The organism is Eisenbergiella porci (assembly GCF_009696275.1).
Lineage (GTDB): Bacteria > Bacillota > Clostridia > Lachnospirales > Lachnospiraceae > Eisenbergiella > Eisenbergiella porci.
This window is the reverse complement of the sequence record NZ_VUMI01000014.1, coordinates 35,314-57,418: the sequence shown is the minus strand read 5'-3', so window position 1 is coordinate 57,418 and position 22,105 is coordinate 35,314. Positions and strand designations below refer to the sequence as shown.

24 protein-coding genes and 1 riboswitch are annotated in these 22,105 nt (G+C 47.3%); of the genes, 23 read left to right on the top strand and 1 reads right to left on the bottom strand.

The window, feature by feature from the left end:
* Positions 1–22: 22 nt before the first annotated feature.
* The 10 genes from rpoC to FYJ45_RS30600 all read left to right on the top strand — a co-directional run bounded on the left by rpoC (position 23) and on the right by FYJ45_RS30600 (position 13,079).
* On the top strand, positions 23–3,742 hold the full coding sequence (rpoC, locus tag FYJ45_RS10545) for a DNA-directed RNA polymerase subunit beta' (protein ID WP_021636843.1): 3,720 nt from the start codon (positions 23–25) through the stop codon (positions 3,740–3,742).
* Positions 3,743–4,145: 403 nt separating this feature from the next.
* Positions 4,146–4,565, top strand: coding sequence for a 30S ribosomal protein S12 (rpsL, locus tag FYJ45_RS10540; RefSeq protein WP_009256158.1), 420 nt, complete (start codon positions 4,146–4,148; stop codon positions 4,563–4,565).
* Between the two features lie 216 nt (positions 4,566–4,781).
* Positions 4,782–5,252 (top strand): 30S ribosomal protein S7, encoded by a 471-nt coding sequence (rpsG, locus tag FYJ45_RS10535; protein ID WP_021636845.1) that lies wholly within the window; start codon positions 4,782–4,784, stop codon positions 5,250–5,252.
* 60 nt (positions 5,253–5,312) lie between these two features.
* Positions 5,313–7,430 carry an elongation factor G gene (fusA, locus tag FYJ45_RS10530; protein ID WP_025487438.1) on the top strand — a complete coding sequence of 706 codons (2,118 nt, stop codon included), beginning with the start codon at positions 5,313–5,315 and terminating at the stop codon, positions 7,428–7,430.
* Between the two features lie 261 nt (positions 7,431–7,691).
* Positions 7,692–8,885: an elongation factor Tu gene (tuf, locus tag FYJ45_RS10525; protein ID WP_021636847.1), complete on the top strand. Its 1,194-nt coding sequence runs from the start codon at positions 7,692–7,694 to the stop codon at positions 8,883–8,885.
* A gap of 214 nt (positions 8,886–9,099) precedes the next feature.
* A complete protein-coding gene (locus FYJ45_RS10520) occupies positions 9,100–10,287 on the top strand; it encodes a DUF3048 domain-containing protein (protein WP_154464548.1) in 1,188 nt (395 codons plus the stop codon).
* A gap of 223 nt (positions 10,288–10,510) precedes the next feature.
* The gene (gene hypB / locus FYJ45_RS10515) at positions 10,511–11,179 is read left to right on the top strand and encodes a hydrogenase nickel incorporation protein HypB (RefSeq protein WP_154464547.1); all 669 of its coding nucleotides are present in this window, start codon (positions 10,511–10,513) and stop codon (positions 11,177–11,179) included.
* A 6-nt stretch (positions 11,180–11,185) separates the two neighbouring features.
* Positions 11,186–11,527, top strand: coding sequence for a hydrogenase maturation nickel metallochaperone HypA/HybF (locus FYJ45_RS10510; protein ID WP_154464546.1), 342 nt, complete (start codon positions 11,186–11,188; stop codon positions 11,525–11,527).
* The gene (locus FYJ45_RS10505; RefSeq protein ID WP_154464545.1) at positions 11,524–11,994 is read left to right on the top strand and encodes a DUF2752 domain-containing protein; all 471 of its coding nucleotides are present in this window, start codon (positions 11,524–11,526) and stop codon (positions 11,992–11,994) included. The genes FYJ45_RS10510 and FYJ45_RS10505 overlap by 4 nt, the downstream gene beginning before the upstream one ends.
* 80 nt (positions 11,995–12,074) lie before the next feature.
* The gene (locus tag FYJ45_RS30600; RefSeq protein ID WP_195841773.1) at positions 12,075–13,079 is read left to right on the top strand and encodes a hypothetical protein; all 1,005 of its coding nucleotides are present in this window, start codon (positions 12,075–12,077) and stop codon (positions 13,077–13,079) included.
* Positions 13,080–13,121: 42 nt separating this feature from the next.
* Here FYJ45_RS30600 and FYJ45_RS10495 read toward each other — a convergent pair whose 3' ends face one another.
* The gene (locus FYJ45_RS10495) at positions 13,122–13,982 is read right to left on the bottom strand and encodes a class I SAM-dependent methyltransferase (RefSeq protein ID WP_154464544.1); all 861 of its coding nucleotides are present in this window, start codon (positions 13,980–13,982) and stop codon (positions 13,122–13,124) included.
* Positions 13,983–14,185: 203 nt separating this feature from the next.
* A riboswitch (Lysine riboswitch) is annotated at positions 14,186–14,360 on the top strand.
* Between the two features lie 127 nt (positions 14,361–14,487).
* Between FYJ45_RS10495 and FYJ45_RS10490 the strand changes: the two genes are divergently transcribed.
* The 13 genes from FYJ45_RS10490 (at position 14,488) to rpsQ (ending at position 22,068) form a co-directional block, all read left to right on the top strand.
* The gene (locus FYJ45_RS10490) at positions 14,488–16,107 is read left to right on the top strand and encodes a Na+/H+ antiporter NhaC family protein (protein WP_154464543.1); all 1,620 of its coding nucleotides are present in this window, start codon (positions 14,488–14,490) and stop codon (positions 16,105–16,107) included.
* Between the two features lie 60 nt (positions 16,108–16,167).
* A complete protein-coding gene (locus FYJ45_RS10485; protein WP_154464542.1) occupies positions 16,168–16,374 on the top strand; it encodes a hypothetical protein in 207 nt (68 codons plus the stop codon).
* 295 nt (positions 16,375–16,669) lie between these two features.
* Entirely contained in the window at positions 16,670–16,987 is a 318-nt protein-coding gene (rpsJ, locus tag FYJ45_RS10480) for a 30S ribosomal protein S10 (RefSeq protein WP_009256142.1), read from the top strand.
* Positions 16,988–17,135: 148 nt separating this feature from the next.
* Positions 17,136–17,819: a 50S ribosomal protein L3 gene (gene rplC, locus FYJ45_RS10475; RefSeq protein ID WP_021633696.1), complete on the top strand. Its 684-nt coding sequence runs from the start codon at positions 17,136–17,138 to the stop codon at positions 17,817–17,819.
* A 26-nt stretch (positions 17,820–17,845) separates the two neighbouring features.
* Positions 17,846–18,466, top strand: a complete 621-nt coding sequence (gene rplD, locus FYJ45_RS10470; protein ID WP_025487417.1) for a 50S ribosomal protein L4 — start codon at positions 17,846–17,848, stop codon at positions 18,464–18,466.
* Complete coding sequence (gene rplW, locus FYJ45_RS10465) at positions 18,466–18,765, top strand: 50S ribosomal protein L23 (RefSeq protein WP_021633698.1); 300 nt, start codon at positions 18,466–18,468, stop codon at positions 18,763–18,765. Before rplD ends, rplW begins: the two co-directional genes overlap by 1 nt.
* Before the next feature lie 127 nt (positions 18,766–18,892).
* On the top strand, positions 18,893–19,735 hold the full coding sequence (rplB, locus tag FYJ45_RS10460) for a 50S ribosomal protein L2 (RefSeq protein ID WP_154464541.1): 843 nt from the start codon (positions 18,893–18,895) through the stop codon (positions 19,733–19,735).
* Between the two features lie 14 nt (positions 19,736–19,749).
* Positions 19,750–20,031 carry a 30S ribosomal protein S19 gene (gene rpsS / locus FYJ45_RS10455; RefSeq protein WP_021633700.1) on the top strand — a complete coding sequence of 94 codons (282 nt, stop codon included), beginning with the start codon at positions 19,750–19,752 and terminating at the stop codon, positions 20,029–20,031.
* A 19-nt stretch (positions 20,032–20,050) separates the two neighbouring features.
* On the top strand, positions 20,051–20,437 hold the full coding sequence (rplV, locus tag FYJ45_RS10450; protein ID WP_154464540.1) for a 50S ribosomal protein L22: 387 nt from the start codon (positions 20,051–20,053) through the stop codon (positions 20,435–20,437).
* Positions 20,438–20,485: 48 nt separating this feature from the next.
* A complete protein-coding gene (gene rpsC, locus FYJ45_RS10445) occupies positions 20,486–21,142 on the top strand; it encodes a 30S ribosomal protein S3 (RefSeq protein ID WP_021633702.1) in 657 nt (218 codons plus the stop codon).
* A complete protein-coding gene (rplP, locus tag FYJ45_RS10440; RefSeq protein ID WP_021633703.1) occupies positions 21,142–21,579 on the top strand; it encodes a 50S ribosomal protein L16 in 438 nt (145 codons plus the stop codon). The genes rpsC and rplP overlap by 1 nt, the downstream gene beginning before the upstream one ends.
* On the top strand, positions 21,569–21,778 hold the full coding sequence (rpmC, locus tag FYJ45_RS10435; RefSeq protein WP_021633704.1) for a 50S ribosomal protein L29: 210 nt from the start codon (positions 21,569–21,571) through the stop codon (positions 21,776–21,778). Before rplP ends, rpmC begins: the two co-directional genes overlap by 11 nt.
* A gap of 32 nt (positions 21,779–21,810) precedes the next feature.
* Positions 21,811–22,068, top strand: a complete 258-nt coding sequence (gene rpsQ / locus FYJ45_RS10430; protein ID WP_009256131.1) for a 30S ribosomal protein S17 — start codon at positions 21,811–21,813, stop codon at positions 22,066–22,068.
* The last annotated feature ends 37 nt before the right edge of the window (positions 22,069–22,105 follow it).

Below are 22,105 nucleotides of genomic sequence, written 5' to 3'. Positions count from 1 at the left end.
ATAGTTTTGGAAGGAGTGCACAATGTCTGAAACAACTACAAAAAATGAAGTATATCAGCCGATGACGTTCGATGCCATCAAAATCGGCCTGGCTTCTCCTGAAAAGATCAGGGACTGGTCCAGAGGTGAGGTACAGAAGCCCGAAACCATCAACTACAGAACGCTGAAGCCGGAAAGAGACGGACTGTTCTGTGAACGAATTTTCGGGCCTACCAAGGACTGGGAATGTCACTGCGGTAAATACAAGAAAATCAGATACAAAGGTGTTGTCTGCGACAGATGCGGTGTTGAGGTTACCAAGTCCAGCGTCCGCCGTGAGCGTATGGGACATATCGAACTGGCTGCGCCGGTTTCCCATATCTGGTATTTTAAAGGTATCCCCAGCCGTATGGGACTGATTCTGGATCTTTCCCCCAGAGTGCTGGAAAAGGTACTTTACTTTGCTTCCTATATCGTACTTGACCGTGGCGAAAGCAACCTGGAATACAAGCAGGTGCTTTCCGAAAAGGAATACCAGGACGCAAGGGAAACCTGGGGAAATAAATTCCGGGCGGGCATGGGCGCCGAGTCCATCAAAGAGCTGCTGGAAGCTATTGACCTTGAAAAAGAATCCGAAGAACTGAAAACAGGGCTGAATGAGTCTACCGGCCAGAAGCGTGCGAGAATAATCAAGCGTCTTGAGGTTGTGGAAGCTTTCCGCGAATCCGGCAACCGTCCGGAGTGGATGATTCTGGATGCCATCCCGGTAATTCCTCCGGATCTTCGTCCTATGGTACAGCTGGACGGCGGACGTTTTGCGACCTCCGACTTAAACGACCTGTACCGCAGGATTATCAACAGAAATAACCGTCTGAAAAGACTGCTGGAGCTTGGCGCTCCGGATATTATCGTCCGTAATGAAAAGAGAATGCTTCAGGAAGCAGTTGATGCCCTGATCGACAACGGCAGAAGAGGCCGTCCGGTAACAGGACCCGGAAACAGGGCGCTCAAATCCCTTTCCGACATGCTTAAAGGTAAGTCCGGCCGTTTCCGTCAGAACCTGTTGGGCAAGCGTGTTGACTATTCCGGACGAAGCGTTATTGTCGTAGGTCCCGAACTGAAAATTTATCAGTGCGGTCTGCCTAAGGAGATGGCAATCGAGCTGTTTAAGCCCTTCGTTATGAAGGAACTGGTGGCCAGAGGCATTTCCCAGAATATTAAAAATGCCAAGAAGCTGGTGGAAAGACTGGATTCTCAGGTATGGGACGTTCTGGAGGATGTTATCAAAGAGCATCCCGTTATGCTGAACCGCGCCCCTACACTGCACAGACTGGGTATTCAGGCATTTGAACCCATCCTGGTGGAAGGTAAGGCTATCAAGCTGCATCCGCTTGTTTGTACGGCTTTCAATGCGGACTTCGACGGTGACCAGATGGCTGTGCATCTTCCTCTTTCCGTGGAAGCGCAGGCAGAGTGCCGTTTTATGCTCCTTTCACCCAATAACCTGCTGAAGCCCTCCGATGGCGGCCCTGTTGCCGTCCCTTCCCAGGATATGGTACTTGGTATCTATTACCTGACACAGGAAAGACCCGGAGCCAAGGGCGAAGGAAAGTGCTTTAAGAGCCTGAATGAAGCAATTCTGGCTTATGAAAACCAGGCGCTGACCCTGCATTCAAGAATTAAAGTTAAAATTACAAAGCAGATGCCTGACGGCACTGAAATGTCTGATATCGTAGAATCTACGCTGGGCCGTTTTATTTTCAATGAAGTCCTTCCTCAGGATCTGGGCTTTGTGGACAGAAGCGTTCCGGAAAATGCTCTGAAGCTGGAGGTTGACTTCCACGTAAGCAAGAAGGGGCTGAAGCAGATTCTGGAAAAGGTTATCAATATCCATGGTTCCTCCAGAATGGCTGAGGTGCTGGATGATATCAAGGCAACCGGCTACAAATATTCTACAAGGGCAGCCATGACAGTTTCCATTTCCGACATGACCGTTCCTGAAAAGAAGCCGGAAATGCTGGCAGAAGCGCAGGCTACCGTTGACCGTATTTCACAGAACTTCCGCCGCGGCCTTATCACAGAGGAAGAGCGTTACCGTGCGGTTGTGGAGACCTGGAATGAAACGGATAAAGAGCTGACGGACGTTCTGCTTGCAGGACTGGATAAATACAACAATATTTTCATGATGGCCGACTCAGGTGCCCGTGGTTCCAACCAGCAGATCAAGCAGCTGGCAGGTATGCGTGGACTGATGGCCGATACAACCGGCCGTACCATCGAGCTGCCCATCAAATCAAACTTCCGTGAAGGTCTGGACGTACTGGAATACTTCATGTCCGCGCACGGCGCACGTAAGGGTCTGTCCGATACGGCTCTGCGTACCGCTGACTCCGGATACCTGACCAGACGTATGGTTGACGTATCACAGGAGCTGATTATCCGTGAACTGGACTGCTGTGAAGACAGACCGGAAATTCCAGGCATGGAAGTTAAGGCTTTCATGGATGGAAAAGAAACCATCGAAGGCCTGAAGGACAGAATTACCGGCAGGGTTTCCTGTGAGGAAATCAAGGATCGCGATGGTAATGTCATTGTTAAGAAGAACCACATGATCACTCCCAGCCGTGCGGAGAGAATTCTCAGCGTTGGCGTAAATGATAAGGGTGAACCTGTGGAAAGCGTGAAAATCCGTACTATATTAAGCTGCCGTTCCAGAAACGGAATCTGCGCCAAGTGCTACGGAGCCAACATGGCTACCGGTGAAGCGGTGCAGGTTGGTGAAGCAGTCGGAATCATCGCTGCACAGTCAATTGGTGAGCCCGGCACCCAGCTGACCATGCGTACCTTCCATACGGGCGGTGTTGCCGGTGATGATATCACACAGGGTCTTCCCCGTGTCGAGGAGCTCTTTGAAGCCAGAAAGCCCAAGGGACTTGCGATTATCGCAGAGTTCGGCGGTGTGGCGGCCATTAAGGATACAAAGAAAAAACGTGAAGTTATCATAACCAACAGTGAAACAGGCGAATCCAAAGCCTATCTGATCCCTTACGGTTCCAGAATCAAGGTTATGGACGGCCAGATACTTGAGGCTGGTGATGAACTGACCGAAGGTAGCGTTAACCCCCACGATCTGTTGAAGATCAAGGGTATCCGTGCAGTGCAGGATTACATGCTCCGTGAAGTACAGCGTGTATACCGCCTCCAGGGTGTTGATATCAGCGATAAGCATATCGAGGTTATCGTTCGTCAGATGCTGAAGAAGGTGCGTGTGGAAGACAGCGGTGATACCGAATATCTGCCCGGCACACTTGTGGATGCTCTGGATTACGAAGACCTGAATGAAGAACTTGTGGCAGCTGGCAGACAGCCGGCGGACGGCAAGCAGATTCTTCTTGGTATTACCAAGGCGGCTCTTGCAACCAACTCCTTCCTGTCGGCAGCATCCTTCCAGGAAACTACCAAGGTTCTTACCGAAGCTGCAATCAAAGGAAAGGTTGACCCTCTGATCGGTCTGAAGGAAAACGTAATTATCGGTAAGCTGATTCCTGCCGGAACCGGTATGAAGCGCTACCGCGACGTGCATCTGAGCACCGACGACACGCTGAATGACATGCTGGATATGGACGATGAATTCGATTTTGACGAAGGCGTGGAGGAAGACGTCCTTCCGGATGAGGAAGAGGATATCATAACTGCAGAAGAAACGGAAGAAATCGATGAAGATGAGGATCTGGCAGTTTCTGTTGCAGAGGATAATGAGTAATTAGCTGATTAAGAATGAGAAGCTGTCTCATTTATAATGTAAACGTACCCAGACAGGCATGGAGAATTTTCTATGCCTGTCTGCGTTTACAGCGACGCGTGTTATTCCTCAGGAAATGAAAAGCAAGCAGAGTGTTACAGTCCAGTCAGATCCGCGCTATTGGCTGCGCAGGACAGCGCTTCGTGCTGACCGTAAGAAAGTGAAGGAGGCACGTTTGCGTAAAATTTTTGAGAATTAGGCGTAAAAGTCGCTCATTTACCATAAAATACCTGTAAATTTAAAGAAAATCTATTGACAATGCATTCTGAAGCACGTATACTATTCTAGCGTGCATTTGAATGCATTTTTTTCTTATGCATGCATATAACGACACATTAACCTATACCGCAGGAGGTGAAAAAGAATGCCAACATTTAACCAGTTAGTCAGAAAAGGACGTCAGACATCTGTAAAGAAGTCTACCGCACCGGCTCTCCAGAAAGGATACAACTCCCTTCACAAGAAAGCTACGGATGCTTCCGCTCCTCAGAAGAGAGGTGTCTGCACCGCTGTTAAGACAGCTACTCCTAAGAAACCTAACTCAGCTCTTAGAAAGATCGCCAGAGTTCGTCTTTCCAACGGAATCGAAGTAACAAGCTACATTCCCGGTGAAGGACACAATCTGCAGGAACACAGCGTTGTTCTGATCAGAGGCGGCCGTGTTAAGGACCTTCCCGGTACCAGATACCACATCATCAGAGGTACACTGGATACCGCAGGCGTTGCAAACAGACGTCAGGCCCGTTCCAAATACGGTGCTAAGAGACCTAAGGCAGGAAAATAATTCATTATTTTCCATGTACCACAGAAAGAACTAATTTAGTGTTGGGATTCTGATTTTCACTTTCTAAGCGAACAGATAGACCGCACGAACACATTGGGTGTAATTAGTAACGTTTTGTTTCCGGACAGACGTTTGCCCGGCCGCATGCGGCCGTGTATCAGACACATGTGAGTACCGATGATTTAATTACAGATTATAATTAAGGAGGGAAGAACCGTGCCACGTAAAGGACATATTCAGAAAAGAGACGTACTGGCGGACCCCTTATACAACGACAAGGTAGTCACCAAACTTATCAACAACATCATGCTGGATGGTAAGAGAGGCGTTGCCCAGAAGATTGTATACGGTGCGTTCAACAGAGTTGAAGCAAAGGCTGGAAAGCCGGCTCTTGAAGTATTCGAGGAAGCGATGAACAATATCATGCCTGTTCTCGAAGTAAAGGCTAGGCGTATCGGTGGTGCTACCTATCAGGTGCCTATCGAAGTAAGACCTGACAGACGCCAGGCGCTGGGCTTAAGATGGCTTGTAACCTTCTCACGCAAGAGAGGCGAGAAGACCATGGAAGAAAGACTGGCAAACGAAATTCTTGACGCATCCAATAACACCGGATCCGCAGTTAAAAGAAAAGAAGACATGCACAAAATGGCAGAAGCAAACAAGGCGTTTTCTCACTACAGATTTTAATCTGGGTGGGCGCGTCCTTGCGGCTTAGGCCCGGGATACAAAATTAAGGAGGAAAAACCTTTGGCTGGAAGAGAATATCCATTAGAGAGAACCAGAAACATTGGTATTATGGCTCACATCGATGCAGGTAAGACTACTCTGACAGAGCGTATTCTGTACTACACCGGTGTTAACTATAAGATCGGGGATACTCATGAAGGTACTGCGACCATGGACTGGATGGAGCAGGAACAGGAAAGAGGTATCACCATCACATCAGCCGCTACCACATGCCACTGGACCAAGCATCATGAATGCAAGGTTGATCCCAATGAGCCTGAGTACCGTATCAATATTATCGATACTCCCGGCCACGTTGACTTCACAGTGGAAGTTGAGCGTTCTCTTCGTGTACTAGATGGCGCTGTCGGCGTATTCTGTGCGAAGGGCGGCGTTGAGCCTCAGTCAGAAAACGTATGGCGTCAGGCAGACACCTACAATGTACCGAGAATGGCTTTCATCAATAAGATGGACATCCTTGGCGCAAACTTTTACGGTGCCGTAGACCAGATCAGGACAAGGCTTGGCAAGAATGCCATCATCCTGCAGCTGCCTATCGGCAAGGAAGATGAATTCAAGGGAATCATCGACCTGTTTGAAATGAAAGCCTATATCTTTAACGACGATAAGGGCGAAGATATTACAGTAACAGAAGATCTTGGGGATATGCAGGATGATGCAGAGCTGTATCGTTCAGAGCTGATCGAGAAAATCTGTGAATTAGATGATGATTTAATGATGATGTATCTGGAAGGGGAAGAACCTTCTGTTGAAGAACTTAAGGCAGTTCTGAGAAAAGCTACATGCGAATGTGCAGCTATCCCGGTTTGCTGCGGTTCCGCATACAGGAACAAGGGTGTACAGAAGCTTCTGGATGCAGTGCTTGAGTATATGCCTTCTCCTACGGACATCCCTTCTATTAAGGGAACTGATCTGGATGGAAACGAAGTGGAAAGACATTCTTCTGACGAGGAACCTTTTTCCGCTCTGGCATTCAAGATTATGGCTGACCCGTTTGTTGGTAAGCTTGCATTCTTCCGTGTGTATTCTGGAACTATGAACTCCGGTTCTTATGTGCTGAATGCAACAAAGGATAAGAAGGAACGTGTTGGACGTATCCTGCAGATGCATGCTAACAAGAGACAGGAGCTGGATAAGGTATTTGCCGGCGATATCGCTGCAGCAGTTGGCTTTAAGTTCACCACAACCGGTGATACCATCTGTGACGATCAGCATCCGGTAATTCTGGAATCCATGGAATTCCCTGAACCGGTTATTGAGCTTGCTATTGAGCCCAAGACCAAAGCAGGCCAGGGTAAACTGGGTGAAGCTCTTTCCAAACTGGCAGAAGAAGACCCGACCTTCCGTGCCCATACGGATCAGGAAACAGGACAGACAATTATCGCTGGTATGGGCGAGCTCCATCTGGAAATTATCGTAGACAGACTTCTGCGTGAGTTCAAGGTGGAAGCAAACGTTGGTGCTCCTCAGGTTGCATACAAGGAAACCTTTACCAAGCCTGTTGATGTTGACAGCAAATACGCAAAACAGTCCGGTGGACGTGGACAGTACGGACATTGTAAGGTTAAGTTCGAGCCCATGGATCCTAACGGCGAAGAGACATTCAAGTTCGATACCGCAGTTGTCGGCGGTTCTATTCCTAAGGAATATATTCCGGCAGTTGGTGAAGGTATTGAGGAAGCATCCAAGGCCGGTATCCTCGGCGGATTCCCTGTACTGGGTGTTCACGCTACCGTATACGATGGTTCCTACCATGAAGTTGACTCTTCCGAAATGGCATTTCACATTGCCGGTTCCCTGGCATTCAAGGATGCTATGTCCAAGGCTAACCCGGTACTGCTTGAGCCTATCATGAAGGTTGAAGTTACCATGCCTGAAGACTATATGGGTGATGTTATCGGTGATATCAACTCCCGCCGCGGACGTATCGAAGGTATGGATGACATCGGCGGAGGCAAGCTGGTAAGAGCATATGTACCGCTTGCTGAAATGTTCGGCTATTCCACAGACCTGCGTTCCAAGACTCAGGGACGTGGCAACTATTCCATGTTCTTTGAGAAATATGAGCAGGTACCGAAGAACGTACAGGAAAAAGTGCTTGCTGCAAAGGCAAAATAAAAGTAGTGAACTTTTTCCTGTGTAAAAAGTGCTTGCTGCAAAGGCAAAATAAAAGTAGTGAACTTTTTCCTGTGTAAAAAGTGCTTGCTGCAAAAGCGAAATAACAGTAGTGAACTTTTTCCTGTGTAAAAAGTACTTGCAGCAAAGGCAAAATAAGCTAAATAAAGCTTGAAAATATCGGTATAATCTAATATAATCAGAATTAGCCGATTAGAAAAAGAAACAATTGATTTCTATTGATTTTAAGGAGGATTATCAAAAATGGCTAAAGCTAAATTTGAAAGAAAAAAGCCGCATTGTAACATTGGTACCATTGGCCACGTTGACCATGGTAAAACAACTCTGACAGCAGCTATTACCAAGACTCTGAATACAAGACTTGGAACTGGTGAAGCTGTAGCTTTCGATATGATCGACAAGGCTCCGGAAGAAAGAGAACGTGGTATCACCATTTCCACAGCTCACGTAGAGTATGAAACAGAAAACAGACATTACGCACACGTTGACTGCCCTGGCCATGCTGACTATGTAAAGAACATGATCACTGGTGCAGCTCAGATGGATGGTGCTATCCTGGTTGTTGCAGCTACCGATGGTGTTATGGCTCAGACCAAAGAACACATCCTGCTGTCCCGTCAGGTAGGCGTTCCTTATATCGTTGTATTCATGAACAAATGTGATATGGTAGACGATCCGGAACTGCTTGAGCTGGTTGAAATGGAAATCAGAGACCTGCTGAACGAGTATGAATTCCCCGGAGATGACACTCCGATTATCCAGGGTTCCGCTCTGAAAGCTCTGGAAGATCCTCAGAGCGAATGGGGCGATAAGATCCTTGAGCTGATGGCAGCTGTTGACTCTTATATTCCGGATCCTCAGCGTGACACAGACAAGCCTTTCCTTATGCCTGTAGAAGACGTATTCACAATTACCGGCCGTGGTACTGTTGCAACCGGTAGAGTAGAGCGTGGAACACTTCATCTGAATGAAGAAGTTGAAATCGTTGGTATCAAAGAAGAGACCAAGAAGACTGTTGTTACCGGTATCGAAATGTTCCGTAAGATGCTGGATGAAGCTCAGGCTGGTGATAACATCGGCGCACTGCTTCGTGGTGTTCAGAGAACTGAAATCGAAAGAGGACAGGTTCTTGCAAAACCCGGCACAGTTACCTGCCACAGAAAGTTTACCGCTCAGGTATACGTTCTGACCAAAGATGAAGGTGGACGTCATACTCCTTTCTTCAACAACTACAGACCTCAGTTCTACTTCAGAACAACTGACGTAACAGGTGTCTGCAACCTTCCTGAAGGTGTAGAGATGTGCATGCCTGGTGATAACGTAGAAATGAGCATCGAACTGATTCATCCTATCGCTATGGAGCAGGGTCTTACTTTCGCTATCCGTGAAGGTGGACGTACTGTAGGATCAGGCCGTGTTGCTACCATCATCGAGTAATTAGTATTTTTAGATTTTTAAGGGCTTTCCGATTTTCGGAGAGCCCTTTTCTTTTATTACAACGTAGAATGATATTGTGCCTAATTCGCTCTCAGGTAATTTATGGGACAGGGCAGGAATCTGCCGTTTCACATGGACAAAAGGACGTTGTCTATTATATAATGTTTTAAGTTACTGAAAACCCGATTTTATTTTTGCATAAAGGAAAGAACAAATGATGAAACGGAAAAGAATAATATTGGCCGCTGCTTCGGTAATGGCTGCGGCATTGGCATTAACGGCCTGCGGGAAAAAGCAGGAAACCATGGTGGAAGAGACAGCGGCGTCAACTGAAACGCAGATTGTTGAGACAGAGACGCAAAGTGAAACGGAGACGGAAACGGAAACAGAGGCAACCACCGTTCCGGTTATCGAAGAACGCAGTACGGTGGATGGAAAAATGCAGAGCTATCTGACCGGAGAATGGAAGGATGAAGAGGTTGTAACCAGAAGGCCGATTGCGGTTATGATACCGAATAATTCCCAGGCGATGCCTCAGTACGGGATTTCCCAGGCAAGTGTTATTTACGAAGCGCCTGTGGAAGGGAGAATTACCAGGCTGATGGCGATATTTGAAGATTTTGATGATTTGGATCATATCGGGCCGGTGCGCAGCAGCCGGGATTATTTTGTGTATACAGCGATGGGCTATGAGGCTGTTTACTGTAACTGGGGCCTTGCCAGACCTTATGTGGAGGAGCTGATTAACAGAGATACAGTGCAAAACATCAGCGCAGGAGTGGAAGGAATTTACAAGCCTGCTGACGAGGCCTATGGAAGAATCAAACGTCCCGGGTATAAACTGGAATTTACGGGATATCTGTTTATTGACGGTCTGAAGGATGCGGTGGAACGTTTGAAATATGACTGGGAATATGATGATGATTATGTGCCGCAGTTTACTTTTGCGGCAGAGGATTACCGGGCGGAGTATAAAGATGCGGAGGATGCTGTAATTGTCCGTCCCGGCGGAACCGGTGCTAACTCAGGCGGCTACGGTGCATACAATCCTTATTTTGAGTATAATGAGGAGGACCAGCTCTATTACCGTTATCAGGACGGGAAGAAACAGATTGATGAGATGAATAATGAGCAGCTTGCTGTTTCCAACGTGGTTTTCCAGTATTGCCATGGTGAGGTGCGTGATGCTAAGGATTATCTGGCTTTTGGCGTTCACGGTGAGGGGGATGCCATTGTATTCACCGGCGGCAAGGCAATAAAGGGTACCTGGTCCCGTATGGAGGGCGATGGCGTTCCGCCTAAATTCTATGATGAAGATGGCAATGAAATCATTTTTAACCAGGGGAAAACATGGATCTGTAATATCTGGAAGGAATTCTCCGAGTTTGCGGAATATGAATAAGAATTCGGATTCGGAAAGGTAAGGAATATATGAGAGGGAGCGGGTATTTTCCGCTTCCTTCTTTGCTTTACATGCGTTGACTTTATTCCAAGGGAGTGTTACGTTTATATAAGCAGTTTTGAAGCCTGCGGGAGAAATCTGCCAAAAAGATAACCCTGCGCGTGCTTGCAGGGGAAGGCAGGGGCTTTCATGTAAATTGATTTTTCAACAAAGGAGAAGAGGTATGAAGGATTATAAAATTCTTGAGATTAAAAAAAGCGTATTTGAGGATAACGACAGGGAAGCGGACGAACTGAGGAAGGCATTGAAGATGCAGAAGACCTTTCTGCTCAATCTGATGTCATCCCCCGGTTCAGGAAAAACGACAACGCTGAAAAGAACCATTGACATGCTGAAGGATGAGATGAAAATAGGCGTTATGGAGGCGGATATTGATTCTGATGTGGATGCGGCCGCCATATCGGAAACGGGAGTAAAGGTTATTCAGCTGCATACCGGAGGAATGTGCCATCTGGATGCAGAGATGACAAAGCAGGGGCTTGAGGGGCTGGAAACGGAAGGCATTGATCTGGCAATTCTTGAAAATGTGGGAAATCTGGTATGTCCGGCGGAATTCGATACAGGCGCATCCAGGAATGCCATGATTCTGAGTATACCGGAAGGGGATGATAAGCCTTTGAAATATCCGCTGATGTTTTCCATCTGCGATGTCCTTCTGATAAATAAGATAGATGTACTGCCTTATTTTGATTTTGATGTGGAGGCCTGCATGGAAAGGGCAAGGAAAATAAATCCGGATATAAAGATTATACCTGTTTCTGCAAGAAACGGCGAAGGTCTGGAGGAATGGGCAGAGTGGCTGCGGGAGCAGGTCCGGGCGTGGAAGGAGTAAGCTGTTTTGCATGAATTAGGTTTATTAATGGAAATTGTTAAAACAGTTGAAAAATTCGCTGTGGAAAATAAGGTCGGCAGGATCGAAAAGCTTGTTCTGCAGATTGGGGAAATATCATCCGTGATACCGGAATATATGAAAAAGGTGTATCCTGCCGCGGTAGAGGGCAGTATGCTGAAGGATGCGGCGCTGGAAATTGAGATACTGCCGGCTAATGGAAGATGCCTGGACTGCGGCAGAGAATTTCATGCCACTGTGTGCGGGGGAGTCTGTCCGGACTGCGGAAGCAGGAATATGAAAATTATCAGCGGACGGGATTTTTTCATTAAGGAAATTGAGTGTATATGAAGAAAAATGTGGGGGTGATCCTGAAACGTATAGGAAGGGATATCAGACAGTATAAATGGGCGGGGGCAGCTTTCCTGATTTATTATATTGTGGTAAAAGCGGTTTTCCATGCGTTTTGTCCTCTTCTTATCCTGACGGGGCTGCCCTGTCCGGGCTGCGGCACCACAAGGGCGCTTATTTATATTTTTCGGGGACAGTTCGGAAGAGCGTGGCAGCTGAATCCATGCGCTTTTTTGATGGTTCTGTTTGGGGTATATTTTGTTTATATGCGGTATGTGAAGGGGAAAGAGGTAAAGTATGCCATGGAAATTCTGGCTGCGGCTGCGGCGCTTATGCTCCTTGTTTATATATATCGTATGGTTACGGAATTTCCCGGATATTCGCCGATGACCTTCAGACGGGATAATATTCTGAATCGGATATTTCCCTTTTATAATGATTTCTTGCGGCATCTGTTTGGAATATGATAGAATAAAAGTAGCTCTGGAGAGAAAAACTGTGGATAAAATAAAAACAGGACGCCGTACGGCGTAGACAGGAGGTTTGCATGAGCGACAAGGATATAAATCAAATGCAGAATACAGCGGAGAGCCCGGAGGGCGGAACAACTGATATCATAAATGAAGAGACGGCAGGAACCATAGAAGTACAGCCGGTAAATGACGGGATGCCGCGGTCCATGCAAGCTCAGTCGGTAAAGGAAGATATGTCGGCGGCAGAGGATGCAGCGGCTCAGGAAGGTATGCCGGCGGCCGTGGAAGCGGCAGCTCAGGAAGATATGCCGACGGCCGGGGATGCAGCAGCTCAGGAAGGTATGGCGCAGGAAAAAACAGCGCAGGAGTCTGCGACACAGGGGCCGTCAGCTTGGAAGACGGCGGAAGAGGCCATTGGCAGTCAGGGAAATGCGGGAACGGATAATGCATTTCAGAATGCCGGAGGCAGCAATAATAACGTATATCAGAATGCGGCCGGACAGAACGGAAGCGGTTATCAGGATGTCAATATCCGTTATGGCACCAATATGTATCAAAGCCAGGCTGGTTACCAGAATCCTGCTGGTTATCAGAATCCTACTGGTTATCAGAATTCTGTCGGTTATCAGAACGGACCCTCCTATGGAAACCAGAACACCAATACCTATCAGAAGCCCAATTTCTTTCAGCAGGGCGGCAATGGCGCGCCCAATAATACATATACGAATGCAAATGTATATGGGAACGGAAACGGTTATGGCCGTCCAAATGGGCAAAACGGTTATCCGTATGGCGGAGCCTATCAGGAAAGTCCTTATCAGGGAGCGCCGATTGCTCCTATCAGCCAGGAGGCCCCGGAACCGCCGATGAAGGTATCCGACTGGGTTCTCACCTTGCTGGTGCTTGCCATTCCCTGTGTGAATATCATCATGCTTTTTATATGGGGCTTTGGCACGACGGAAAACCGTAGCAAAGCTAATTTCTGCAAGGCGGCACTGATTTGGACAGCGGTGGTGGCCGCACTTGGATTTATTTTATATATGGTCATAGTAGCAGGTGTAATTGCCGGATTGGGTTAACCAATCCGGCAATTATGTTACAGCCTTTTAAAGCTGCAGCCTTCAGCTGTTCCAGCGCCCTGATGCGCCGCAGGGAAGAATCAGGCCGCTTTCCGTTACCGGAAGGCCGATTTCTTCCGCATCCACATGTCCTCCCAGAACCGGGACGATACATAGGTTCATCATATAGGACAATACGGCGGGCTGCAGGCCGGTAGTGTAGGAATTTATAAGAAAGAAACGGGCGTCCCTGGACAGCAGCTGGGTGCACAGCTGTACAAAAGGGAATATGCTCTCCTCGATTTTCCAGATTTCCCCTTTGGGGCCTCTTCCGTAGGAGGGAGGATCCATAATTATGCCGTCATAAGTATTCCCTCGGCGGATTTCACGTTCCACGAATTTGACACAGTCGTCTACCAGCCAGCGGATGGGAGCATCTGAAAGACCGGAGGCCGCCGCATTTTCCTTTGCCCAGGAAACCATGCCCTTGGACGCGTCCACGTGGGTGACTCTGGCCCCGGCTTTAGCGGCACTGAGCGTTGCGCCTCCGGTATAGGCGAACAGATTCAGTACCTTCAAAGGCCGGCCGGACTTACGGATGATGTCCGTAAACCAGTCCCAGTTTACCGCCTGTTCGGGAAATAGTCCCGTATGCTTGAAACTAAATGGCTTCAGCCGGAAGGTGAGATCACGGTAATGGATGCTCCATTCCTGGGGAAGATTAAAAAATTCCCATTCGCCGCCGCCCTTGCTGCTGCGGTGATAATGTCCGTTCTTTTTTGACCAGCCCGGGTGCCTGCGGGGAGAAGTCCAGATTACCTGAGGATCCGGGCGGACAAGCAGGAAATCCCCCCAACGCTCCAGCTTTTCACCGTTTCCGGTATCCAGCACCTCATAATCCTTCCAGTTTTCAGCTTTCCACATATGTTTGCTCCATTCCTTTTCGTAATAATATTTCTCTGTCATCCATGACCGGGCAAAAATAAAATCCTGCCCGGACAGTATCTGATAACACTATACACGAATGAATTGTGGTCTGCAACCACCGCCTGTGGAAAAATGAGGTTTTATCTTGTTTTTTACAGACAAGGGTGGTAAAATGCCTGTATACGTACAGAAAATAGAATAGATATGATAGAGGCGCGGGCTTTATCAGTACCATTTGGGCAAAGGAACAGGACAGCCGTCCATATGGGAAAGGAAAGACCGCCGAAGAATTGTTTCCCGGTCCGGGGAAGCTTTTCTGGGGCGCAGCAGAATATGCTGCGGACTGTCACAAGGATGTGGAGCGCTATCTGTAATTTACTGCTGAAAAGATCAGGACAGGAACCGTGAATGGGAGTGCGCACAGCCTTATGTTCACGGTTCTTTTTTTGCGTACGTAAAATAGCTGCACAAAGCGGCTGAGGGGAAAGAGAGGATTTTACATATGAAAAGACATGGAAAGAAACTGGCCGGAGGGCTGGGGCTGATATTCCTGCTGGCGGCCTTCTGCTCTGTGACCGTGCTGGCTGCGGGAACGGATGCGCCCGAGCCTGCATTGTATGCCACTGTTGCATCATTGATTCCGCCCGTAGTGGCAATTGTCCTGGCCCTGATTACCAAGGAGGTTTACAGCTCTCTTTTTATAGGGATTCTTGTAGGCGGCCTTTTTTATTCAGGATTCCGGTTTGAGGGCACGGTTACCCATATTTTTCAGGATGGATTTGTTGCGGTGCTGTCTGACGGCTATAATGTGGGCATTCTGATGTTCCTTGTTATTCTGGGCGCCATGGTTAGCCTGATGAACCGGGCGGGAGGATCGGCGGCTTTCGGACGCTGGGCAAAAGAAAAAATCAGGAGCCGGGCCGGTGCGCAGCTGGCTACAATTGTTTTGGGCGTTTTGATTTTTATCGATGATTATTTTAACTGCCTGACAGTGGGAAGCGTAATGCGTCCGGTAACGGACAGACATAATGTATCCCGCTCGAAACTGGCGTATCTCATTGATGCAACGGCTGCGCCTGTCTGCATCATAGCGCCGATCTCCTCCTGGGCCGCAGCGGTAACGGGCTTTGTGGAAGGAGAGGATGGATTTTCCATCTTCATTCAGGCGATTCCCTATAATTTTTACGCGCTTCTGACGATTGCCATGATGGTTTGCCTGGTGGTGATGAAGTTTGATTTCGGACCGATGGCAGCTCATGAAAAAAATGCGCAGAACGGAGATCTTTTTTCTTCCGGGAAAAAGGATGAAAAAGAGGTGGAAGTGGAAACTGCAAATCCCAGAGGCCGTGTGGTGGATCTGGTAGTGCCCATTCTTGTGCTGATTATCTGCTGTATTGTGGGGATGATTTATACTGGCGGTTTCTTCTCCGGCGCTGATTTCGTCACGGCTTTTTCCAACAGTGATGCTTCGGTGGGCCTTGCTTTGGGAAGCTTCTTTGCCATGGTGCTCACCATCCTTTTTTACTGCGTACGCAGAGTGCTGGGCTTTACGGACTGCATGGCATGCCTGCCGAACGGCTTTAAGGCTATGGTGCCTGCCATCCTGATACTGACCTTCGCATGGACGCTGAAAGCGATGACGGACAGCCTGGGTGCGGCGGCTTTCGTTGCGGCCGCGATGGAGAAGGCAGCGGGAGGCCTGATGTACCTGCTTCCGGCTATCATTTTCCTGGTAGGTTGTTTCCTTGCCTTCGCTACAGGGACAAGCTGGGGGACCTTCGGAATCCTGATCCCCATTGTTGTCGCTGTTTTTGAAAAATCCGATCCGAAGCTGATGATTATCTCCATTGCCGCTTGTATGGCGGGGGCGGTGTGCGGCGATCACTGCTCGCCCATATCGGATACCACGATTATGGCTTCGGCAGGAGCGCAGTGCGATCATGTGAATCATGTGACCACCCAGCTTCCTTATGTTATCACTGTGGCGGCAGTCTCTTTTGTGACGTACCTGCTGGCGGGCTTTGTACAGAATGCGTGGATTACGCTTCCCATCGGACTGGCCCTGCTCATTATTGTGCTGCTGGTAATCAGGGGGATGCAGACGAACCGGGCAACGGATTAGTTTTTACATTTCCTTTTATATAGGAAGAAAGACGCTGCGGCCCGAACCAGGATTATCCGAATGACGCGCGGGGAAGGCCGCCAAAATCCAGGCTTAGTAAGAGCCGCCGCCGCTGATAAGGGTATTTTTGCGGCGGAAAACCTCCGGAGGAAAGGGGCAGAAATGCCTTTTTCCTCCGGTTTTTGCACAAAAAAACATAATTTTTGTCATCAACGAAAAAAACTTGATTTTTTTAGAAAAAAAGCTTGCATCTTTGGCAGAATATAAGTATAATAACAAATGCTGTGACATGATAGCAATGAAGCGTGAGGTTGCTGCCCACTGTGGCAGGTTTTCCGTGGAGCGAATGTCAAGTTAGGAAACTGACGACAAGTCACTGTACAAGCAATGAAGTCTGTTAATAAACAGAAACAACCGAGTGAAAAGTCCAAATGGAACTTGATGAGGTTCCGATAGTCGCAAAGCGTTTAAACACGTTAACAATTAGGACACACACGGGAGAGTGTACAGTCACCGCTTGTCGTACTTCAACAAAAAGTGCGAAAAGGAGGCGACTTTTTTTATGGCAAATCAGGTAATGAGAATTACATTGAAAGCTTATGACCATCAGCTGGTTGATGCGTCTGCCAAGAAAATCATCGAAACAGTCAAGAAGAACGGAGCACAGGTGAGCGGACCTGTACCGCTTCCTACTAAGAAGGAAGTTGTTACAATTCTGAGAGCCGTACACAAGTACAAAGACTCCAGAGAACAGTTCGAGCAGAGAACCCACAAGAGACTGATCGACATCATAGCTCCTACCAACAAGACGGTAGATGCTCTTCAGAGACTGGAAATGCCTGCCGGTGTTTACATCGACATCAAAATGAAAACCAAATAATTCAACACAACGAAACCTCTACAAAGACGTATGAACAATGTCTTATTTCGCAGGACTTCATCTTTCTTCTTTATAAAGTATTGAAGGTGAGGGCAGAACTGGGGGATAGACGCTGTTCCGCTATGTAGACAACAAGGAGGTAAAAATCATGAACAAAGCGATTTTAGCTACCAAAGTCGGAATGACTCAGATTTTCAATGAAGATGGTTCCCTGATTCCGGTAACCGTACTTCAGGCCGGCCCCTGTGTGGTAACCCAGATTAAGACAGTTGAGAACGACGGTTACAGCGCAGTACAGGTTGGATTCGTAGACAAGAAAGAAAAGATTGTCAACAAAGACAAGGGCGGTAAGAAAGAAGTTATTCACAGACATGGTGTTAACAAGGCTGAAAAAGGCCACTTCGATAAAGCCGGAGTTTCCTGCAAGAGATATGTAAGGGAATTCAAATTTGACAATGCGTCCGAATATGCACTGGCTCAGGAAATCAAAGCTGATATCTTTGCTGCCGGAGATAAAGTGGATGCAACCGCTGTTTCCAAAGGTAAAGGATTCCAGGGCGCCATCAAGAGACATGGCCAGCACAGAGGCCCCATGGCTCACGGTTCCAAATTCCACCGTCATCAGGGTTCCAATGGTGCATGCTCCTCACCGAGCCGTGTATTCAAAGGAAAAGGAATGCCTGGACATATGGGCTGCGTAAAGGTTACAGTTCAAAACCTGGAAGTTGTAAGGGTTGACGCAGAAAAGAATCTGCTTTTGGTGAAAGGCGCAGTACCGGGCCCTAAGAAAGCAATGGTAACAATCAAAGAAACCACAAGAATGGATGCTTAAATTAGGGGTGAAAGGAGGAACTAACAATGGCTAACGTAGCTGTTTATAATATGGAAGGCAAGGAAGTCGGAACAATCGACTTAAGCGATGCAGTATTCGGCGTTGAAGTAAATGAACACCTGGTACACATGGCAGTCGTTCAGCAGCTTGCCAATAAGCGTCAGGGAACACAGAAAGCGAAGACCCGTTCTGAAGTTTCCGGCGGCGGAAGAAAACCTTGGAGACAGAAAGGAACCGGTCATGCAAGACAGGGTTCAACAAGAGCTCCCCAGTGGACCGGCGGCGGTGTGGTATTTGCTCCCGTTCCGAGAGACTATTCCTTCAAGCTGAACAAGAAGGAAAAGAGAGCGGCTCTCAAATCTGCATTAACAAGCAGAGTACAGGAAAACAAACTCATCGTTGTAGATGAACTGAAATTTGATGAAATCAAGACTAAGAACTTCAAGCAGGTTATGGATAACCTGAAGGTTGTAAAAGGCCTTGTTGTTATCAATGAAAATGACAAGAACGTGGTAATGAGCGCTAAGAACCTGGCTAAAGTCAATACAACTCTGACAAGCACACTGAATGTATATGATATAATGAAAGCCGGCACCGTAGTTCTTACCAAGGATGCTGTTAAGACTATCGAGGAGGTGTACGCATAATGGCTGACGTAAAATATTATGATGTCATCCTCAAACCCGTCATCACTGAGAAGAGTATGGCTGGTATGGGAGATAAGAAATATACTTTCCTTGTTCATCCCGAAGCAACCAAATCCCAGATTAAAGAAGCTGTGGAAAAAATGTTCGAAGGAACCAAGGTTAAGAGCGTGAACACACAGAACTGCGAAGGCAAGAACAGAAGACGCGGCATGGTAGTGGGCAAAACTGCCAAGACCAAGAAAGCAATCGTTCAGCTGACAGCAGAAAGCAAAGATATCGAAATCTTCGCTGGTCTGTAAGAAGCGCGGGTGCAGGCACGTTTCTGTACTTGCATCAGGAGACACACGGTACGGTTTAACCGCTCCGGCCTCCACTTAAGTGCAAATCAAGCACGACAATAAATGATGAAGAAAAGGAGAAAAAATCATGGGAATTAAGACATATAACCCATATACACCTTCCAGAAGAAATATGACTGGTTCTGATTTCTCTGAGATTACAAAGTCCACTCCTGAGAAGAGCCTTTGCGTTTCTCTGAATAAGAATGCAGGCCGTAACAATCAGGGCAAGATTACCGTGAGACATCGCGGCGGCGGAAACAGAAGAAAATACAGAATAATCGATTTCAAGAGATACAAAGATGATGTTCCTGCAACTGTAATCGGCATCGAATACGACCCGAACAGAACTGCTAACATCGCATTAATCTGCTATGCAGACGGTGAGAAGGCTTACATCCTTGCTCCTGAAGGACTGAAGGATGGCATGAAAATCATGAATGGCCCTCACGCAGAAGTAAGAATCGGAAACTGCCTTCCTTTATCTGAAATTCCTGTTGGTACTCAGGTACACAACGTTGAATTATATCCCGGCAAGGGCGGTCAGCTGGTTCGTTCCGCTGGAAACGGCGCACAGCTGATGGCTAAAGAAGGAAAATATGCAACATTGAGACTTCCCTCCGGTGAAATGAGAATGGTGCCCGTAATCTGCCGCGCAACCGTAGGTGTTGTAGGCAACGGAGACCACAACCTGATCAACATCGGTAAAGCAGGACGTAAGCGTCACATGGGCATCCGCCCGACAGTCCGCGGTTCCGTCATGAACCCTAACGACCATCCTCATGGTGGTGGTGAAGGTAAGACCGGTATCGGCCGTCCGGGCCCGAGTACTCCTTGGGGCAAACCTGCACTCGGCTTGAAGACACGTAAGAAGAAAAAAGCGTCCAACAAGCTGATTGTAAGAAGAAGAGACGGTAAGGCTATTAAATAAGGAGGAAAGAATCAATGGCTAGATCACTGAAAAAAGGACCGTTTGCTGACGCAAGCATCCTCAAAAAAGTAGATGCACTGAACGCTGCCGGACAGAAACAGGTTATCAAAACCTGGTCCCGCCGTTCCACAATCTTCCCGTCCTTTGTTGGACACACAATTGCTGTCCATGACGGAAGAAAACATGTGCCTGTATATGTAACGGAAGATATGGTTGGACATAAGCTCGGAGAGTTTGTAGCAACCAGAACCTATAGAGGACATGGAAAAGACGAAAAGAAATCCAAACTGAGATAATTGAAAGGAGGTTTTATCCATGGCAAGAGGACACAGAACTCAAATTAAGAGAGAAAGAAATGCAAATAAAGATACAAGACCTTCTGCAAAGTTATCTTACGCAAGGGTTTCTGTACAGAAAGCATGCTTCGTACTGGATGCCATCAGAGGCAAAGACGTTACGATAGCACTGGCTATCCTGGAATACAATCCCAGATATGCATCCAGCCTGATTAAGAAATTACTCGAATCTGCAATTGCAAACGCAGAAAACAACAACGGTATGAACAAAGACAACCTGTATGTTGCGCAGTGTTATGCAAATAAGGGACCCACAATGAAGAGAGTACACCCCAGAGCACAGGGAAGGGCTTACAGAATCGAAAAGAGAATGAGCCACATCACCTTAGTGCTGGATGAGAAATAATCCGAGGAAGGAATTGTCCCGGACGGGGCAAACGTGAAAGGAGAAAATATGGGACAGAAAGTTAATCCTCATGGCTTAAGAGTCGGCGTCATCAAAGATTGGGATTCCAGATGGTATGCGGACGCTGAGTTTTCAGACTTTTTAGTAGAAGATTACAATATCAGAAAATATTTAAAGAAAAAACTTTACAGTGCCGGTGTTTCCAAGATTGAAATCGAAAGAGCATCCGACAGAGTAAAGGTTATCATCTACACTGCGAAGCCGGGTGTTGTTATCGGTAAGGGCGGTGCGGAAATCGAGGTTACCAAGAAAGAGCTGTCCAAGCTGACAGACAAAAAGGTTCTTGTTGACATCAAAGAAATCAAGAGACCTGACAGGGATGCACAGCTGGTTGCAGAGAACATCGCTCAGCAGCTGGAAAACCGTGTGTCTTTCAGAAGAGCTATGAAATCCTGCATGGGCAGAACCATGAAGGCCGGCGCGCTGGGTATCAAGGCTGCATGTGCAGGCCGTCTTGGCGGAGCTGATATGGCTCGTACCGAATTCTACAGTGAAGGAACCATCCCGCTTCAGACACTGAGAGCTGATATCGATTATGGATTTGCAGAAGCAGATACCACATACGGTAAAGTTGGTGTCAAAGTATGGATCTACAAGGGCGAAATACTTCCTGCGAAAGGAAACAAGGAAGGGAGCGATAAATAATGTTAATGCCTAAAAGAGTTAAACGTCGTAAACAGTTCCGCGGTTCTATGGCAGGCAAAGCAATGCGCGGCAACACCATTACTTATGGTGAGTACGGTCTGGTAGCAACAGAGCCGTGCTGGATCAAGTCCAATCAGATTGAAGCAGCCCGTATCGCGCTGACACGTTATACAAAGCGTAGTGGTAAGGTATGGATTAAGATTTTCCCTGACAAACCAGTAACAGCAAAACCAGCAGAAACACGTATGGGTTCCGGTAAAGGTACTCTGGAATACTGGGTAGCGGTTGTTAAGCCCGGACGTGTAATGTTTGAAATTGCAGGTGTTCCTGAGGAATCCGCAAAAGAAGCATTACGTCTTGCTATGCATAAGCTTCCATGTAAATGTAAAGTTGTTTCTAAAGCAGATTTGGAAGGCGGTGTATCAAATGAAAACTAAACAGTTTGTTGAAGATTTAAAGAAAAAATCCGACGCTGATTTAGCACAGGAACTGGTAAATGCTAAAAAAGAACTTTTCAATTTGAGATTCCAGAACGCAACAAATCAGCTTGATAACACGGCAAGAATCAAAGAGGTTCGGAAGAATATCGCAAGAATCCAGACCCTCATTACTGAAAAAGCCAAGGCTGCTCAGTAAGCCGTTAACATTCCAGAAAGGAGCACATCGACGTGGAAGAAAGAAATCTGAGAAAAACACGTACTGGTAAAGTCGTTAGTAATAAAATGCAGAAAACTATCGTTGTTGCTGTAGAAGACCATGTAAGACACCCTCTTTATGGTAAAATCGTTAAGAGAACCTACAAGCTGAAAGCTCATGACGAGAACAACGATTGCAACATCGGCGATACCGTTAAAGTAATGGAAACAAGACCTCTGTCCAAAGACAAGAGATGGAGACTTGTGGAAATCATTGAAAGAGCAAAATAATTAACGTTAATTCAAACGTTTGAAATAATAGGAATAC

What these genes read in the sequence shown, in the direction of transcription:
- rpoC (WP_021636843.1), top strand. Translation starts at nt 23, where the DNA reads ATGTCTGAAACAACTACAAAAAATGAAGTATATCAGCCGATGACGTTC.
- rpsL (WP_009256158.1), top strand. Translation starts at nt 4,146, where the DNA reads ATGCCAACATTTAACCAGTTAGTCAGAAAAGGACGTCAGACATCTGTA.
- tuf (WP_021636847.1), top strand. Translation starts at nt 7,692, where the DNA reads ATGGCTAAAGCTAAATTTGAAAGAAAAAAGCCGCATTGTAACATTGGT.
- FYJ45_RS10520 (WP_154464548.1), top strand. Translation starts at nt 9,100, where the DNA reads ATGATGAAACGGAAAAGAATAATATTGGCCGCTGCTTCGGTAATGGCT.
- hypB (WP_154464547.1), top strand. Translation starts at nt 10,511, where the DNA reads ATGAAGGATTATAAAATTCTTGAGATTAAAAAAAGCGTATTTGAGGAT.
- FYJ45_RS10505 (WP_154464545.1), top strand. Translation starts at nt 11,524, where the DNA reads ATGAAGAAAAATGTGGGGGTGATCCTGAAACGTATAGGAAGGGATATC.
- FYJ45_RS30600 (WP_195841773.1), top strand. Translation starts at nt 12,075, where the DNA reads ATGAGCGACAAGGATATAAATCAAATGCAGAATACAGCGGAGAGCCCG.
- FYJ45_RS10495 (WP_154464544.1), bottom strand. Translation starts at nt 13,982, where the DNA reads ATGTGGAAAGCTGAAAACTGGAAGGATTATGAGGTGCTGGATACCGGA.
- FYJ45_RS10490 (WP_154464543.1), top strand. Translation starts at nt 14,488, where the DNA reads ATGAAAAGACATGGAAAGAAACTGGCCGGAGGGCTGGGGCTGATATTC.
- FYJ45_RS10485 (WP_154464542.1), top strand. Translation starts at nt 16,168, where the DNA reads ATGACGCGCGGGGAAGGCCGCCAAAATCCAGGCTTAGTAAGAGCCGCC.
- rpsJ (WP_009256142.1), top strand. Translation starts at nt 16,670, where the DNA reads ATGGCAAATCAGGTAATGAGAATTACATTGAAAGCTTATGACCATCAG.
- rplC (WP_021633696.1), top strand. Translation starts at nt 17,136, where the DNA reads ATGAACAAAGCGATTTTAGCTACCAAAGTCGGAATGACTCAGATTTTC.
- rplD (WP_025487417.1), top strand. Translation starts at nt 17,846, where the DNA reads ATGGCTAACGTAGCTGTTTATAATATGGAAGGCAAGGAAGTCGGAACA.
- rplW (WP_021633698.1), top strand. Translation starts at nt 18,466, where the DNA reads ATGGCTGACGTAAAATATTATGATGTCATCCTCAAACCCGTCATCACT.
- rplB (WP_154464541.1), top strand. Translation starts at nt 18,893, where the DNA reads ATGGGAATTAAGACATATAACCCATATACACCTTCCAGAAGAAATATG.
- rpsS (WP_021633700.1), top strand. Translation starts at nt 19,750, where the DNA reads ATGGCTAGATCACTGAAAAAAGGACCGTTTGCTGACGCAAGCATCCTC.
- rplV (WP_154464540.1), top strand. Translation starts at nt 20,051, where the DNA reads ATGGCAAGAGGACACAGAACTCAAATTAAGAGAGAAAGAAATGCAAAT.
- rpsC (WP_021633702.1), top strand. Translation starts at nt 20,486, where the DNA reads ATGGGACAGAAAGTTAATCCTCATGGCTTAAGAGTCGGCGTCATCAAA.
- rplP (WP_021633703.1), top strand. Translation starts at nt 21,142, where the DNA reads ATGTTAATGCCTAAAAGAGTTAAACGTCGTAAACAGTTCCGCGGTTCT.
- rpmC (WP_021633704.1), top strand. Translation starts at nt 21,569, where the DNA reads ATGAAAACTAAACAGTTTGTTGAAGATTTAAAGAAAAAATCCGACGCT.